A 14,316-nucleotide genomic window follows, 5' to 3' on the forward strand; every position below is an offset into this window, starting at 1 on the left:
TAAAGGGATGGCTCAGGCCGGGATGTCGTCCAGCTCAGGCCCATGGAGATATCACCCGCAGACAGAATCAGCAGGCGATGGGGGCGTATAGGAAGAATCTGCGCCTTTGGCAAAGGGAGATTTGCCAGCAAGCCCGGCTTAGGCCGCAAGGCCGAGATCAAAGGCCGCGCTCAGCGGGATCAGCGCGATATCGTCCAGCGATAGGCTGTCGCCCGCCACCCGCGCGATAACGGTCTGATCCAGCATCACCAGCGTTTGCCCGGACTGCAGCGGGTCGGGCATGACGGACAAGGGCGGCTCTTGATCCTCCCCTGTCTCGTCATTCCAGACAAAGAGTAGGGAATCCTCTTCGGCGTTATAATCCATAATCTCGGTCGCAGCACCTGCGGCGATCCAGTCCCCCAGCACGATTTGATCGACGCCCGCGCCTGCGGTCACAATATCCTGTGGGCCTGCGACAATCACATCATCGCCGCCGCCGCCGTTGAGGTAATCGCGCAAGGTGCCGTTTTGCGCCTCCTCCGCGGCCTCCAAACCGGTCAGGGTGTCATCCCCCCAGCCGCCAAAAAGACTGTCTTCTCCGCTGCCACCGGCCAGCGCATCGTCGCCGAGCCCGCCTTGAAGCGCATCGTTCCCGGCATCGCCGTATAACAGATCATCACCTGCCGAGCCCTGCAACACATCGTCGCCCGCGCCGCCGTGCAGCAGGTCGTCATCGTTCTGACCCGCAAGGCTGTCGTTCCCCGCGCCACCGAACAGATCATCGTCGCCGTCACCGCCATGCAGGCTGTCGGCCCCGGTCGCGCCGTCAAGCGTGTCGTTGCCCTCATGACCGTGAAGATCGTCGCTCCCTGCACCGCCTATAACCACGTCATTACCGTCGTAGCCGCCGATCTGGTCGTCGCCCGTATCACCGGTCAAGCGTTCAGCGCCTTCGGTGCCAGATAGGATATCACCGGGGGTGCTAAGCTGCGTATCGGTGGAGCGCATATCAGGCTCAGTGCCTTCGGGAAGCGTATCCTCCTCCTCAGCGGCGACCGCGCCAATCTCAACATAGGTGACCGCGCCCACCGCCATCAGACCCATCATGCCTGCCAACCACAACATTCAAAATCCACCCGATTTACTGTGATGTCACGCACATCACCCCATTTCAAAAGGGCATGTTCACAGGCCTAAAGCAAAGCAATCTGAAGGAGTTGGTTAACGTGCGCGCCCTGTCATGGCGCTCTCTACCTGCCAAGGCACAGGCTCTTGGCTATAGGGAAGGTAGAGCGGATGCTTTGGATGCCCGGCCTTGGACAGACCAAGGTGATAGATCGGTTTGCGCCCTTGCGAGAGGCGCGCGGCCACGGCAACGCCCCGGTCCTGATGCGCCCCATGCACTCCCCAAGCGGCGATAATCCGGTCAGCCCAATCGGCCCCTTCGTCCAATGTGCTGTCATTGTCTGGCCCGATGGGGTCAGCGGCGGCGCGCATATCGCGCGGATCGGTCGCGCGGAAGGCAAAGATATTGGTCACGCGAAAGCCGCCGAAACCCAGTACCCGTGCCCGACGCTCGCACCGCTCGACGGTCGGGTCGTTTTGCACCTCGGTCGCGGTGGAGGGGTTCAGCATGACGAACATCACCCGCGGTGCTGCGCTGTCCCAGACCCGCGTGAGGCTGTAGCGGTAGCGCTCGCAGCCCGAATAAACCGCGGTCGAGGGCGCGTCGCCCTTGGTATGGCTGCGGGTGATGAGGGCCATTTAGCCCCCGTTGCTATCCGTGGAGAGGTTAAACACCCGGCTGGGGTGTAGCTCGCCCGCCTTAAAGCGGCCCACGGCGACAGGCTGGCCATCCAGCGAGGCCCAGCACTCATCACCATATTCCACGTCATGGGCGATCACCATGCCGGGGTTGCCATTGCGCAGACGCGTGGCACCCTCAGGCGTGGCTTTGACCTCGGGCAGATCGGCCAGCCCTTCGGCCAATGGCAGCAGATGCGTGTCGAGTTCTGGCGTGCGGGCCAGTTCGTCTACCTGCGCCAGCGTCAGGGCGTCTTTTGCCTCAAACGGGCCAGACCACGTGCGGCGCAACTCGCGGACGTGGCCAAGACAACCAAGCTTCTGCCCGAGATCGCGAGCGATGGAGCGGACATAACCACCCTTGCCACAGACCATCTCAAGCGTGACGTGATCGGCATCAGGGCGGTCCACCAGCAACAGGCTTTCCACCCACAGGGGGCGGGCGGCGATGTCCATTTCCTCACCATCGCGGGCGCGTTTATAGGCGCGCTGGCCGTCGATTTTCACAGCAGAGAACTGCGGTGGCACCTGTTGGATGTCACCGATAAAGCCGCTTAGCGCGTCTTTGATCGCGGCATCATCGGGGCGCAGATCGGAGGTGCCGATGACCTCGCCTTCGGCGTCGTCGGTGTTGGTGGCGATGCCAAGACGCACGGTGAACTCATAGGCTTTGAGCGCGTCGGTGATATAGGGGACGGTCTTGGTCGCTTCGCCCAAGGCGATGGCCAGAACGCCGGTCGCTTCGGGGTCGAGCGTGCCTGCGTGGCCAGCCTTCTTGGCCTCCAGCGCCCAACGGACCTTGTTGACCACAGCGGTCGATGTGGGACCAGCGGGTTTGTCCACCACCAGCCAGCCAGAAATATCGCGACCCTTGCGTTTGCGTGCCATGTCTTGCCCCTTCGCCATTGTGGTGCTGCCCTCTATCGAAGCCGCGCCGCGCTGCCCAGCCCCTAAGCAGGGAAAAGATCACTTTGCCGGCGTGACCACGCCGATGATCGGCCCCAGCGTGGTAAACCCGGCCCCGCTTCGGCGCAGGTCTGGCGCGCGAAGGCGTGAGATATTGCCGTCAAAGTAAAGCGCATTCTGAAGGCCCAGTTCATCGCGGTAGAGCCGCGCGAATTCGTGAAAGGTGACGACGGTATTGGAAATCGCGAAAACCGCGCGTTTGCCATCCGCCGTGGTGCCAACCCCATTGCGGATATAGCGCGAAGTGCTGTCGGGCAGAAACCGCGGATGCAAAGCCCCATCAATCACCAGCATCGGCCCGGATTGGGTGGCAAAGCGGCAGTCGGGCTTTTCGCGAAGGTAGCGCTTGGTCTCAAACACATCGGCACGCCCATCGCGGAGGCAGAACACGCCGTTGGGCAGCAGGCCAAAGTTGCCGGGGCCGGCGTTGTCGATCACGCCGCGGGTTTCGACGCCTTCTTCGATGTAATGCCCGACCGGCGAGCGGTCGTCATGATACATGCCCGCGTTCATGGCAAAGCCAAGTCGCAGCCCTTGAGCCTTTAGCGCCTCATCCAGCGAGCCAAAGAATCCATAGGGCGCACCGTTGTCGTCGTTCAGGAACAACCGCAGATCGTCACGCGCCATATCGACATCGCAAACGGTGTAGGAGTTGCCTTCAAAGGTAAGATTGCGACATTCGGCAGCGCCCGCAGGCGCGCCTTTGAGTGCGAAAAGCGCAAATGCGATGAGGGCCGCTCGGATCACTGATCAGGCGTGCCATCTGTTGCGTCAATGTCTGGCGCATCTGCATCGCGGCGCACCACATCTTGGTTCAGCATCCGGCGCGTGTCGTCCATCCGGTCGAACGTCCGGTCCAGCTGGAAGCGCAGGTCAGGCGAGAACTTCAAGGTAAGCTTTTTTGCCACCTGACGCCGCAGCTCGTTCTTGTTGCGCGCCAACAGCTTGAGCACCTCGTCCTGACCTTCACCGCCCAATGGCAGCACATAGGCCGTAGCGATCTTGAGATCTGGCGAAATGCGCACCTCACCCACCGTGATCGACAGACGGTTGAGGTCGGTGTCATGCACGTCCCCGCGTGCGAGGACATCAGACAAGGCGCGGCGGACGGTCTCGCCCACGCGGAGTTGTCGTTGCGACGGGCCTGCGCCCTCATGAAACTTGTTCTTTGCCATGAACCCCATCTAAGGCTTCGGTTGCACTTTGCCAAGCGCTCGCCGACGGGCTAAACGGGCAGGGCCATTCACGCCCCCGAACCGCAGGAGTTACCCCCATGACACAGACCCCCGGCATCGCCGTTACAGGCGCCTCTGGCCGCATGGGCCAAATGCTGATCCGTGAGATCACCGCCAGCGACAAGATGCATCTGGCCGCTGCGGTGGAGCGCCCCGGTCATGATTGGGTGGGCCGCGACGTGGGCGAGGCGATGGGCGGTGCGGCACTGGGGGTGACCGTGACAGACGATGCGGCAGAGGCCTTCGGCAAAGTGCAGGCCGTGATCGACTTCACCGCGCCACAGGCCACAATCGCCTTTGCGGCTGAGGCCGCGAAGGCCGGGATCGTGCATGTCATCGGCACGACCGGCATGACGGACGCGGAAATCGCCGAGCTTGCCCCGGCAGCCGAACAGGGGGCCATCATCGTCCGTGCGGGCAACATGAGCCTTGGCGTGAACCTGTTGACACAGCTCACCCGTCAGGTCGCCGCCGCGTTGGATGTCGATTACGACATTGAGATCATCGAGGCGCATCACAATCAAAAGGTCGACGCACCGTCCGGCACCGCGCTGATGCTGGGCGAAGCCGCTGCCGAGGGGCGCGGTGTGAAACTGGCTGATGTCTCCGACCGGGGTCGCGACGGCATCACCGGCGCGCGGCAACAGGGGGACATCGGCTTCACCGCGATCCGGGGCGGTGACATCGTAGGGGAACATGACGTGATGTTCGCTGCCGCCGGAGAGCGGATCATCCTGCGCCACGTTGCCTCTGACCGAGCGCTTTTCGCACGGGGCGCGTTGAAGGCCGCGCTCTGGGGGCAGGGACAGGCGCCGGGCGAATATGACATGCTGGATGTGTTGGGCCTGAAAACCTGAAGATAGCGCAGATTATCTGAAACTTTACCCGCCGCAAATACGTGGCTGCCATAGGCACTGCGCTTATGGGAGGTTTCAATGAGGTTTACTTTTGCACTTGCCGCGACAGCGGTGCTGACGTTGAGCGGCCTGCCAGTAGCGGCAGAATATGCCCGTATCCAAAGCAAATCAGACTTCGTCGCGGCCGTGAACGGCAAAAGATTGACCCGCCCGCTCGTCGAATTGCGGGTGACCTCTGGCGGGGTCATCTCCGGCAAAGGCGCGGTTTGGGAGGTCAGCGGCAACTGGTCTTGGAAAGACGGCTATTTCTGCCGCACGCTCATCTGGGGCGGCAAGGATCTGGGCTATAATTGCCAAGTGGTCATGCGCGATGGCGCGAAAATCCGCTTCACCTCCGACAAAGGGGCAGTCGGCTGTGCTGACCCTGCGCTAAGGCCGCTTAGAAATCGACTGCGATGCCCTTTTTCTCCCAATCGCCATAGCGCACAGGCTCCGGCCCATCGCGACCGCCAAGTTCAGCAGGCAGATCCAGCGCTGCGGCGGCCTCGCGCCGTGCGGCAGCTTCGGCCAAGGCGCGTTGGGCGGCAGCTGGCAGGTCCGGGCCGGGGGTCGGCGTCGGGTCATGCGGCGTGTCGGGGATCGGTTTTGGCCCCGGTTTGGGCTGCGGGGGCAGGTCCGGCTTGGGGCTCGGCGTCGGGTCAGGGCCGGGTCGACTGTCGGGAATGGGGCGTTGATCGGGCATCATGGTCCTCTTGAGCCAAGTTCTCCCTTGATATACGTCGCACGCTGGCCCAGACAACCCGGCAACCCCCTTAAGCAAGACCTAGATAGGATACGATCATGGCAGACACAGGCGTTCAGGCCCGCAGAAGCGCGGTATATCTGCTGGATCAGATTTTGGGCGACGAGCCGCGTCTGATGTCGGAACTGCTCGCCTCCGGCGCGCTGGACAAGCTGCCCCCCTATGACCGGGCGCGTGCGCAACGTCTGGCGCAGGACACGCTGCGTGGGTTGGAGCGGGCGGACCGACTGCTGCAAAAACATCTGCAAAAGGCTCCCCCGTTGACCGTGCGCAATGTGCTGCGCGTCGGCACGGTGGAACTGTGTCAGGGCGGCGCGGCGCATGGGGTCGTGAACACGATGGTCAATCTCGTGTCCCAGCACCGTACGCTCAGCCACCTTAAGGGCCTGACCAATGCTGTCTTGCGCAAGATCGCCGCGCAAGGCCCCGAAGCATGGGGCGCTCTGCGTGCGCCGCGCCTGCCCAAATGGCTGCGTGGCCCGTTGGCAGAGGCTTGGGGGGCGGACGCCATTGCGGCGATGGAACTGGCGCATTTCGCGGGCGCACCGCTTGATCTGACCGCCAAAGGCGATGCCGCCGCTTTGGCCGAGGCCGTGGGCGGCACGCTGCTGCCCACGGGCACCGTCCGGGTGACGGATGCTGGCCAAGTCTCCGCCATGCCCGGATTTGCCGAGGGCGACTGGTGGGTGCAGGACGCCGCCGCCGCGATCCCGGTGCGGGTGCTGGCCCCGCAGGAAGGCGAGACGGTGCTGGACCTCTGCGCCGCGCCGGGGGGCAAGACCATGCAGCTTGCCGCTGCGGGGGCTGTTGTCACCGCAGTTGACCAGTCGCACCCTCGGATGCAGCGGGTGAAGGAAAACCTCGCCCGCGTGGGGCTGAAGGCCAAGACGCTGACCAAAGACGCCCGCGCCGTGCAAGGGGAATTCGACGCGATCCTGCTCGACGCGCCGTGTTCCGCCACCGGCACCATCCGCCGCCACCCCGATCTGCCCTATGCCAAGGATGGATCGGAATTTGGTGATCTGATCGAGTTGCAATCTGAGTTGATCGACCACGCGTGGAGCCTGCTAAAGCCCGGCGGGCGGCTGGTGTTTTGTACCTGTAGCCTGCTGCCGGATGAAGGCGAAGTGCAGGTTGATGAGGCGTTGGAACGGCATGACGATATGACCGTGGACACCGCCGCCTTGGAACTGCCGGGGGTTGAGTCCGCGTGGATCACCGAAGAAGGCGGGCTGCGTCTGCGGCCTGATTTCTGGGTCGAACGCGGTGGCATGGACGGGTTCTATATCGCCTGTCTGCGCAAAGACTGAGCTTTCGGGCGCTGACGCCCGCTTTGCGAAAATCCGAATTGTTTCACGGGGATCGTTGAAGCAGCGCCTTTGCGTTTGCTTCAGCGCTCCGGCGCGCACGTTCGGGAAAAGCCGGTGACTCGTAGCAGCCGCAGGGCTATGCTTGCGCAAAACGCCACAAGAGCGTCAGAGGCAGTGTAATATGGTGGATCTTTTCAGCGTCATGGCCCGCAGGGCTGCGGTTTTAAACCGCTGGCATGCGTGGCGGGCGACTCGCGGACAAGAACATACCACCAGCTTTATTGCCCAACCTGAGCCGCGCACTATTGGCTCTTTCGCGCGGGGTCGGCAGTTGCTTGCCGGGAAATACCTTTTCGCGGGCAGCTTGATTACCGCACCAGACAAAGCGATGTGGGATTTGACCCCGCCCGATCCTGCCTATGCCGCCGCTCTGCACGGTTTTGCATGGCTCGACGATCTGGCGGCGGTGGGTGATGCTCGCGCCCGCGCAGCGGGGCAGGCATGGCTATGGGCGTGGATCGACCGCTTTGGGCGGGGACGCGGGCCGGGGTGGGCGCCGGCGCTTACGGGGCGGCGGCTCACCCGCTGGATCAACCACGCCTTGTTTCTACTGCGCGGCACCGAAGACGCGCAGAACGATGTTTTCTTTCGCTCCCTTCACCAGCAAACCCAGTTTTTGGCCAAGCGCTGGAAGGCTGCGCCGCCCGGCCTGCCGCGGTTCGAAGCCCTGACCGGGCTGCTTTACGCCGCGCTGTCGCTACAGGGGATGGAGCGCTTTGCCGACCCTGCAGTCAATGCGCTGGCGCTGGAATGTGCCAGCCAAATCGATGCCCAGGGCGGCTTGCCCACGCGCAACCCAGAAGAACTCTTGGCTGTCTTTACCCTGCTGACTTGGACCGCTGCGGCTTTGAGCGATGCAGGGCGCAGCACGCCGACGGAGCATCTTGCTGCGATTGAACGGATCGCACCGACGCTGCGCAGTCTGCGCCATGCGGATGGTGCTTTGGCGCGGTTTCATGGGGGCGGGCGTGGCATGGAAGGGTGGCTCGATCACGCTTTGGCCGCTGCCAAGGTTAAAACACGCCAACCAGATGGGCTGGCGATGGGCTATGCGCGACTCTCGGCCGGACGCACCAGCGTGATTGTCGATGCCGCGCCCCCGCCACGCGGGGCAGCGTCGGACAATGCCCATGCCTCGACATTGGCGTTTGAACTGACCTCCGGGCGGCGGCCCTTGGTGGTGAACTGCGGCTCAGGCGCGTCTTTTGGGTTGGAATGGCGCCGTGCGGGGCGGGCCACGCCATCACATTCCGCATTGTCGCTCGTTGGTCATTCCAGCGCCCGTTTGGCGGAGCCGGACCGGCGGACCGGCCAAGAGGCGTTGGTCGACGGCCCGCGCCATGTGCCGGTGGAGATCGGGCAGACCGACGACGCACTGCGGTTTGAAGGCGGGCATGACGCCTATCTGCGCAGCCATGGCCTGACCCATGCGCGAAAACTGGATTTGACCTTCGACGGGCGCGGACTGACCGGAGAGGACATGCTGCTGGCGCTGGCGCCCGCCGAAAAGCGCCGCTTTGACAAGGTTCTCAAAGCGATCCCGCTGAAAGGTGTGCCTTTTGACATCCGTTTTCATCTGCACCCGGATGTGGATGCGACGGTCGACCTTGGCGGGTCGGCAATCTCAATGGCGCTGAAAAGCGGTGAGATTTGGGTGTTTCGCCATGATGGCACTCATAATCTATCTTTAGAAGCAGGGGTTTACCTTGAAGGCACCCGCCTGAAACCCCGCGCTGCGCAGCAGATTGTGCTCACCGGATACGCCATGAACTACGCGACAAGGGTGCGCTGGTCGTTGTCAAAAGCGCAGGAAACTGCGATTGGCGTGCGAGATTTGTCGATCGACGATCCCTATGCTGATGAAGACTGACCAAGGAACCAGCCCCATGCCCGACCTGCACCCGATCAAACGCGCTCTGCTTTCCGTCTCTGACAAGACCGGTCTTTTGGACCTTGGCCGCGCTCTGGCGGCGCGGGGCGTCGAACTGCTCAGCACCGGTGGCACCGCGAAAGCGCTGCGCGACGCGGGGCTTGAAGTGCTGGATGTGGCCGATGTGACGGGCTTTCCTGAGATGATGGACGGGCGCGTGAAAACGCTGCACCCGGTGGTCCACGGCGGTCTGCTGGCCCTGCGCGACAATGACGAACACGTCGGCGCGATGAATGAGCATAACATCGGCGCAATCGATCTGGTGGTGGTGAACCTCTACCCGTTTGAGGAAACCGTCGCTAAGGGCGCGGAATACGCCGAGGTGATCGAGAATATCGACATCGGTGGCCCAGCGATGATCCGTTCGGCGGCCAAGAACCACGGATTCGTCAACGTGGTGGTCGACGTCGAAGACTACGCCGAGGTGATCGCCGAGATGGAGGCCAACGACGGCCAGACCAGCTACGCCCTGCGCCAGCGTCTTGCGCAAACCGCCTATGCCCGCACCGCCGCCTATGACACCGCCGTCAGCACTTGGATGGCCGAGCAGGTCGACGGCACACCGCGTCGCCGGACCTTTGGCGGCACGCTTGCGCAGACCCTGCGCTATGGCGAGAACCCGCACCAGCAGGCGGCGTTCTACACCGATGGCTCCACCGCGCCCGGTCTGGCCAACGCTGTGCAGCATCAGGGCAAGGAACTGTCCTACAACAACATCAACGACACCGACGCGGCCTTTGCGCTGGTCAGCGAGTTCGACCCCGCCGGTGGACCTGCCTGCGCGATCATCAAACACGCCAACCCCTGCGGCGTGGCGCGTGGCGAGACCATGCTGGAGGCCTATAAACGTGCTTTCGACTGCGACCGCACCTCGGCTTTTGGCGGCATTATCGCGTTGAACCAGCCACTTGACGGCCCGACTGCCGAAGCCATCGCCGCGATCTTTACTGAAGTTGTTATCGCCCCCGGTGCGGACGAGGACGCCAAGCGCATCTTTGCCGCCAAGAAGAACCTGCGGCTGTTGACCACCGAAGGTCTCGCCGACCCAGCCGCCGCCGCACTGGCCGTGCGTCAGGTCTCGGGCGGGTTCTTGGTGCAGGACAAAGACGTGGGCCGCGTCAGCCGCGATGACCTGAAGGTCGTGACCAAACGCAAACCGTCGGATCAGGAATTGGACGACATGCTCTTTGCATGGACCGTGGCAAAACACGTCAAATCCAACGCAATCATCTACGTCAAAGACGGTGCCACAGTCGGCGTCGGCGCGGGCCAGATGAGCCGGGTGGACAGCACGCGCATCGCCGCGCGCAAGGCGCAGGATATGGCCGAAGTGATGGACATTGAAGCGCCACTGACCCAAGGCTCGGTCGTGGCTTCCGATGCCTTCTTCCCCTTTGCCGACGGTCTGATCACCGCAGCCGAGGCCGGTGCCACGGCGCTGATCCAGCCCGGCGGCTCCATGCGCGATGACGAGGTGATCGCGGCAGCGGATGAGGCGGGCCTTGCCATGGTCTTCACCGGCATGCGCCACTTCCGGCACTAAGCAAGAGGCAGCCCCATGCGGATATTCGGCATCGCGGCCTTCGTGGCCTTTATGATCGACCAGATCAGCAAATACGTGGTCATACACATGATGGAGCTGGCACGCATCCGCTCCATCGACGTGCTGCCCCCGGTGCTGAATTTCCGCTATGGTGAAAACCGGGGCATCAACTTTGGCCTTGGCGGCGACATGAGCCAATGGGTGCTGGTGCTGCTCGCGCTGGTGATTTGCACGGCGGTGACCGTTTGGCTCTGGCGCAGCCCGCAGGGCTGGTGGGCGGCGCTCAGTGGTGGGCTTTTGGTCGGCGGTGCGCTGGCCAATGTGGCGGATCGGTTGATCTATGGCTATGTGCTGGATTTCTTGAATAACTCCTGCTGTGGCATCAGTAATCCCTTTGTCTACAACCTCGCTGATGTCTTCATCTTTGCGGGCGCAATCGGTTTGATCCTCTTTACCGGAGACAGCAAACCCGCCGCCAAACGCCGGGGCAAAAAAGGTCAGTGACATTGCCTGCCCGCCTGCGATATTGAGGGTCAGACCCCGAAAGGAGACACCATGCGCCGCATTGCCCTCATCACCTTGATACCGCTGGCCCTCGCTGCCTGTAGCAATCAGGGGCTGCGCGACATTCGGTCGACATCTTCGGGGCCGGATGAGTTCATGATCAAACCGGTCAAGCCGCTGGAACAGCCCGACAGTTTCAGTTCTTTGCCGACGCCGACACCGGGGCAGGCCAATCTGACGGACCGCTCTGCCGTGGCCGAAGGTGTGGCGGCATTTGGCGGGCGTCTGGACACCTCAAGCGGTATTCCGGCAAGTGATGCCGCACTGGTCCAGCAGGCCAGCCGACATGGCGTGCAGCCGGGTATTCGCGGCACATTGGCCCAAGCGGACGCCGAATTCCGTCAGCGCAAGGGCCGGTTCACGCAGTTCCGCATCGTGCCGGTAGACCGCTATGACCAAGCCTATAAGCGCCAAAAACTCGACGCCCATGCCGAAGCCGAGCGCTGGCGCAAGGCCGGGGCGCGCACGCCCTCTTACCCGCCACAAGACACACGTTTTCGCTAGGCTTCTTGAATGTTGCGTCAGACCGCGTAGGTAAGGCGGGACGCGACATTTTCGAGGACATGCAATGATCCGACTGCCGATGCTGGCGGCCCTGGTGGCGACGCTCTTTACAGCCCCTCTTGCGCAGGCGCGCGCGAATGAGGCGGTAACCCATTTCACCCTCGATAACGGTATGGAAGTGGTGGTCGTCGAAGATCACCGCGCCCCGGTCGTACAACAGATGGTCTGGTACCGCGCCGGTTCCGCCGATGAGCCGAAAGGGTCTTCCGGTGTGGCACATTTCCTTGAACACCTCCTGTTCAAAGCAACGGATAAGCTGGAAGCAGGCGAATTCTCCGCCACTGTCGCGGCCAATGGCGGGCGCGACAATGCGTTTACCAGCTACGACTACACCGCCTATTATCAGCGCGTGGCGGCAGACCGGCTTGGGCTGATGATGGAGATGGAAGCCGACCGGATGAAGAACATCCGCCTGACCCCGGAAAATATCCGCACCGAACGCGATGTGATCCTCGAAGAGCGCAACCAGCGGACCGAGAACAACCCTGCGGCTCTCTTCAGCGAGCAACTCAATGCCGCGCAATATCTCAACCACCGCTACGGCGTGCCGATCATCGGCTGGAAACATGAGATGGAGGAGCTGGACCTCGAAGACGCGCTGTCTTTCTATGAGCTCTACTACTCGCCGAATAACGCCATTCTGGTGGTCTCAGGTGATGTCACGCCGGATGAGGTGCGCGAACTGGCCGAGGCGACCTATGGCCAAATCCCTGCAAACCCCGATTTGCCCGAACGCCTTCGCACAGAGGAGCCGCCGCAGATCGCGGAGCGCCGCTTGACCTACCGTGACGCCCGCGTGGCACAGCCCTATGTACGCCGCTCCTATCTGGCCCAAGAACGCGACAGCGGCGCGCAGGAAGAAGCGGCGGCCCTGCTGTTGCTGAGCGAATTGCTGGGTGGCGGGACGACTTCCTATCTCAACGAAAAGCTGCAATTCGACAAACAGATCGCCACCTATACCGGTGCCTTCTACAAAGCCGATACGCTGGACGATACGACCTTCGATCTGGTTGTCTTGCCTGTGCCGGGTGTCAGCCTCGAAGACGCCGAAGCGGCAATGGACGCGGCCCTGGCCGAGTTCATGGAAGAAGGCGTGGACCCTGAGCATCTTGAGCGCATCAAAGCGCAGTTACGCGCCGATCAAATCTACGCCCGTGACGATGCTGACCGGGTGGCGCACCGCTATGGCTCGGCGCTGGCGATTGGGCTGACGGTAGAGGATGTGCAGGCTTGGCCTGATGTGCTGCAAGCCGTCACGGCCAAGGACATCATGCAGGCCGCCCGCGATGTATTTCACAAACCCGCATCGGTCACCGGATGGCTGATGAAGGAGGACGCGCAATGAGACTGATCTACGCCCTGATCCTGACCTGCCTCGCGGCGCTGCCCGCCCGTGCTGAGGTCGACATTCAGTCCGTCACCAGCCCCGGCGGCATCACGGCTTGGCTGGTAGAGGAACACTCGATCCCCTTCGTTGCCTTGGAAATTCGCTTTCGCGGCGGTGCGTCACTTGACGCCCCTGGCAAACGCGGCGCGATTAATCTGATGACGGGCCTGTTGGAAGAGGGCGCAGGCGACATGGATGCCCGCGCTTTCAGCCGGGAAACCGAAGCGCTGGCAACCTCGTTCGGCTTTGATGTCTCTGATGACGCGCTGTCGATCTCGGCCCGTTTCCTGACCGAGAACCGCGAAGCCTCCATCGCCCTGCTGCGCGCCGCCTTGATGGAGCCGCGTTTCGATGCTGACGCTATTGAGCGGGTGCGCGGGCAGGTGATCGCCAACATCAAGTCGAACCAGAAAGACCCCAATAAGATCGCCAGTCAGACCTTCGACAAGATCGCCTTCGGGGATCATCCCTACGGTAGTTCCCTGAACGGCACCCTTGAATCGGTGGCAGCACTCACCCGCGATGACCTGCTAGAGGCCCATCGCAACGTCTTGGCCCGCGACCGCATTTACGTGGGTGCTGTCGGTGACATTACGCCAGAGGAGCTTGGAAATCTGCTTGACGACCTGCTGGGCGACCTGCCTGCCGAGGGCGCCGCCATGCCGCCCCGCGCCGAGGTTGATATTCCTCCCGGCACAACGCTTGTCGATTTTGCCACGCCGCAATCGGTGGCGATCTTTGGCCAGCCCGGCATCGCGCAGGACGACCCCGATTGGTTCGCCGCTACGGTTCTGAACCGCGTGCTTGGCGGCGGTGGCTTTGAATCCCGCCTGATGACCGAGGTGCGCGAGAAACGCGGGCTGACCTACGGTGTTTACTCCTACCTCATGCCGCGCGATCTGGCCGAGACCTATCTTGGTTCTGTCAGTTCTGCCAATGACCGTATTGCCGAGGCGATCGAGGTTATTCGCGCCGAGTGGGCGAAAGCCGCCGAGGAAGGCATCACCCAAGAGGAGCTTGAGGCCGCCAAAACCTACATCACCGGCGCCTATCCACTGCGTTTTGATGGCAACGCACCGATTGCCAATATTCTGGTGGGGATGCAGATGCTTGGCCTGCCCATCGACTATATCGCCACCCGCAATGACAAGGTCGACGCAGTGACGCTGGACGACGTCAAGCGCGTGGCGGGCGACTTGTTGGAGCCGGATAACCTGCATTTCGTCGTGGTCGGCCAGCCTGAAGGGCTAGACGCCACACCGACCCCGCAAAACTAACGAAAAACGCCGCCCTTGACCGGGGCGGCGTTTTTG

14 protein-coding genes are annotated in these 14,316 nt (G+C 62.6%); 8 read left to right on the forward strand and 6 right to left on the reverse strand.

Features of this window, described 5'->3' with window-relative positions; genetic code table 11:
• Nucleotides 1-138: 138 nt before the first annotated feature.
• From HTT03_RS08715 to rbfA, 5 genes are all read right to left on the reverse strand, one after another.
• Nucleotides 139-1,107, reverse strand: coding sequence for a calcium-binding protein (locus tag HTT03_RS08715; RefSeq protein ID WP_174859462.1), 969 nt, complete (start codon nt 1,105-1,107; stop codon nt 139-141).
• Between the two features lie 96 nt (nt 1,108-1,203).
• A complete protein-coding gene (locus tag HTT03_RS08720) occupies nt 1,204-1,746 on the reverse strand; it encodes a DUF1643 domain-containing protein (RefSeq protein WP_174859463.1) in 543 nt (180 codons plus the stop codon).
• Nucleotides 1,747-2,673 (reverse strand): tRNA pseudouridine(55) synthase TruB, encoded by a 927-nt coding sequence (truB, locus tag HTT03_RS08725; protein ID WP_174859464.1) that lies wholly within the window; start codon nt 2,671-2,673, stop codon nt 1,747-1,749. It abuts the gene before it with no gap.
• Between the two features lie 78 nt (nt 2,674-2,751).
• Entirely contained in the window at nt 2,752-3,498 is a 747-nt protein-coding gene (locus tag HTT03_RS08730; RefSeq protein WP_174859465.1) for a phosphodiester glycosidase family protein, read from the reverse strand.
• Entirely contained in the window at nt 3,495-3,926 is a 432-nt protein-coding gene (rbfA, locus tag HTT03_RS08735; protein WP_174859466.1) for a 30S ribosome-binding factor RbfA, read from the reverse strand. The genes HTT03_RS08730 and rbfA overlap by 4 nt, the downstream gene beginning before the upstream one ends.
• A gap of 98 nt (nt 3,927-4,024) precedes the next feature.
• Here rbfA and dapB point away from each other — a divergent pair, with 98 nt between their 5' ends.
• Nucleotides 4,025-4,843, forward strand: a complete 819-nt coding sequence (gene dapB, locus HTT03_RS08740) for a 4-hydroxy-tetrahydrodipicolinate reductase (protein ID WP_174859467.1) — start codon at nt 4,025-4,027, stop codon at nt 4,841-4,843.
• 439 nt (nt 4,844-5,282) lie between these two features.
• On the opposite strand, the gene HTT03_RS18700 is transcribed toward dapB, so the two are convergent.
• The gene (locus HTT03_RS18700; RefSeq protein ID WP_246253398.1) at nt 5,283-5,585 is read right to left on the reverse strand and encodes a DUF1674 domain-containing protein; all 303 of its coding nucleotides are present in this window, start codon (nt 5,583-5,585) and stop codon (nt 5,283-5,285) included.
• 98 nt (nt 5,586-5,683) lie between these two features.
• On the opposite strand from HTT03_RS18700, the gene HTT03_RS08750 reads away from it, so the two are divergent.
• The 7 genes from HTT03_RS08750 to HTT03_RS08780 all read left to right on the forward strand — a co-directional run bounded on the left by HTT03_RS08750 (nt 5,684) and on the right by HTT03_RS08780 (nt 14,280).
• A complete protein-coding gene (locus HTT03_RS08750; protein ID WP_174859469.1) occupies nt 5,684-6,955 on the forward strand; it encodes an RsmB/NOP family class I SAM-dependent RNA methyltransferase in 1,272 nt (423 codons plus the stop codon).
• Between the two features lie 181 nt (nt 6,956-7,136).
• Nucleotides 7,137-8,885, forward strand: coding sequence for a heparinase II/III family protein (locus HTT03_RS08755; RefSeq protein WP_246253399.1), 1,749 nt, complete (start codon nt 7,137-7,139; stop codon nt 8,883-8,885).
• Between the two features lie 16 nt (nt 8,886-8,901).
• Nucleotides 8,902-10,488, forward strand: a complete 1,587-nt coding sequence (gene purH / locus HTT03_RS08760; protein WP_174859470.1) for a bifunctional phosphoribosylaminoimidazolecarboxamide formyltransferase/IMP cyclohydrolase — start codon at nt 8,902-8,904, stop codon at nt 10,486-10,488.
• A gap of 15 nt (nt 10,489-10,503) precedes the next feature.
• Entirely contained in the window at nt 10,504-10,992 is a 489-nt protein-coding gene (gene lspA / locus HTT03_RS08765) for a signal peptidase II (RefSeq protein ID WP_174859471.1), read from the forward strand.
• A gap of 51 nt (nt 10,993-11,043) precedes the next feature.
• Entirely contained in the window at nt 11,044-11,556 is a 513-nt protein-coding gene (locus tag HTT03_RS08770) for a DUF3035 domain-containing protein (protein ID WP_174859472.1), read from the forward strand.
• A gap of 79 nt (nt 11,557-11,635) precedes the next feature.
• Nucleotides 11,636-12,961, forward strand: a complete 1,326-nt coding sequence (locus tag HTT03_RS08775) for a M16 family metallopeptidase (RefSeq protein ID WP_425506309.1) — start codon at nt 11,636-11,638, stop codon at nt 12,959-12,961.
• Nucleotides 12,958-14,280 carry a M16 family metallopeptidase gene (locus HTT03_RS08780; protein WP_174859474.1) on the forward strand — a complete coding sequence of 441 codons (1,323 nt, stop codon included), beginning with the start codon at nt 12,958-12,960 and terminating at the stop codon, nt 14,278-14,280. Before HTT03_RS08775 ends, HTT03_RS08780 begins: the two co-directional genes overlap by 4 nt.
• The last annotated feature ends 36 nt before the right edge of the window (nt 14,281-14,316 follow it).

Origin of the sequence: Sulfitobacter maritimus (genome assembly GCF_013346665.1) — a bacterium.
Lineage (GTDB): Bacteria > Pseudomonadota > Alphaproteobacteria > Rhodobacterales > Rhodobacteraceae > Sulfitobacter > Sulfitobacter maritimus.

What these genes read in the sequence shown, in the direction of transcription:
- HTT03_RS08770 (WP_174859472.1), top strand. Translation starts at nt 11,044, where the DNA reads ATGCGCCGCATTGCCCTCATCACCTTGATACCGCTGGCCCTCGCTGCC.
- HTT03_RS08780 (WP_174859474.1), top strand. Translation starts at nt 12,958, where the DNA reads ATGAGACTGATCTACGCCCTGATCCTGACCTGCCTCGCGGCGCTGCCC.
- HTT03_RS08755 (WP_246253399.1), top strand. Translation starts at nt 7,137, where the DNA reads ATGGTGGATCTTTTCAGCGTCATGGCCCGCAGGGCTGCGGTTTTAAAC.
- HTT03_RS08715 (WP_174859462.1), bottom strand. Translation starts at nt 1,107, where the DNA reads ATGTTGTGGTTGGCAGGCATGATGGGTCTGATGGCGGTGGGCGCGGTC.
- HTT03_RS08720 (WP_174859463.1), bottom strand. Translation starts at nt 1,746, where the DNA reads ATGGCCCTCATCACCCGCAGCCATACCAAGGGCGACGCGCCCTCGACC.
- dapB (WP_174859467.1), top strand. Translation starts at nt 4,025, where the DNA reads ATGACACAGACCCCCGGCATCGCCGTTACAGGCGCCTCTGGCCGCATG.
- truB (WP_174859464.1), bottom strand. Translation starts at nt 2,673, where the DNA reads ATGGCACGCAAACGCAAGGGTCGCGATATTTCTGGCTGGCTGGTGGTG.
- rbfA (WP_174859466.1), bottom strand. Translation starts at nt 3,926, where the DNA reads ATGGCAAAGAACAAGTTTCATGAGGGCGCAGGCCCGTCGCAACGACAA.
- HTT03_RS18700 (WP_246253398.1), bottom strand. Translation starts at nt 5,585, where the DNA reads ATGCCCGATCAACGCCCCATTCCCGACAGTCGACCCGGCCCTGACCCG.
- HTT03_RS08775 (WP_425506309.1), top strand. Translation starts at nt 11,636, where the DNA reads ATGCTGGCGGCCCTGGTGGCGACGCTCTTTACAGCCCCTCTTGCGCAG.
- lspA (WP_174859471.1), top strand. Translation starts at nt 10,504, where the DNA reads ATGCGGATATTCGGCATCGCGGCCTTCGTGGCCTTTATGATCGACCAG.
- purH (WP_174859470.1), top strand. Translation starts at nt 8,902, where the DNA reads ATGCCCGACCTGCACCCGATCAAACGCGCTCTGCTTTCCGTCTCTGAC.
- HTT03_RS08750 (WP_174859469.1), top strand. Translation starts at nt 5,684, where the DNA reads ATGGCAGACACAGGCGTTCAGGCCCGCAGAAGCGCGGTATATCTGCTG.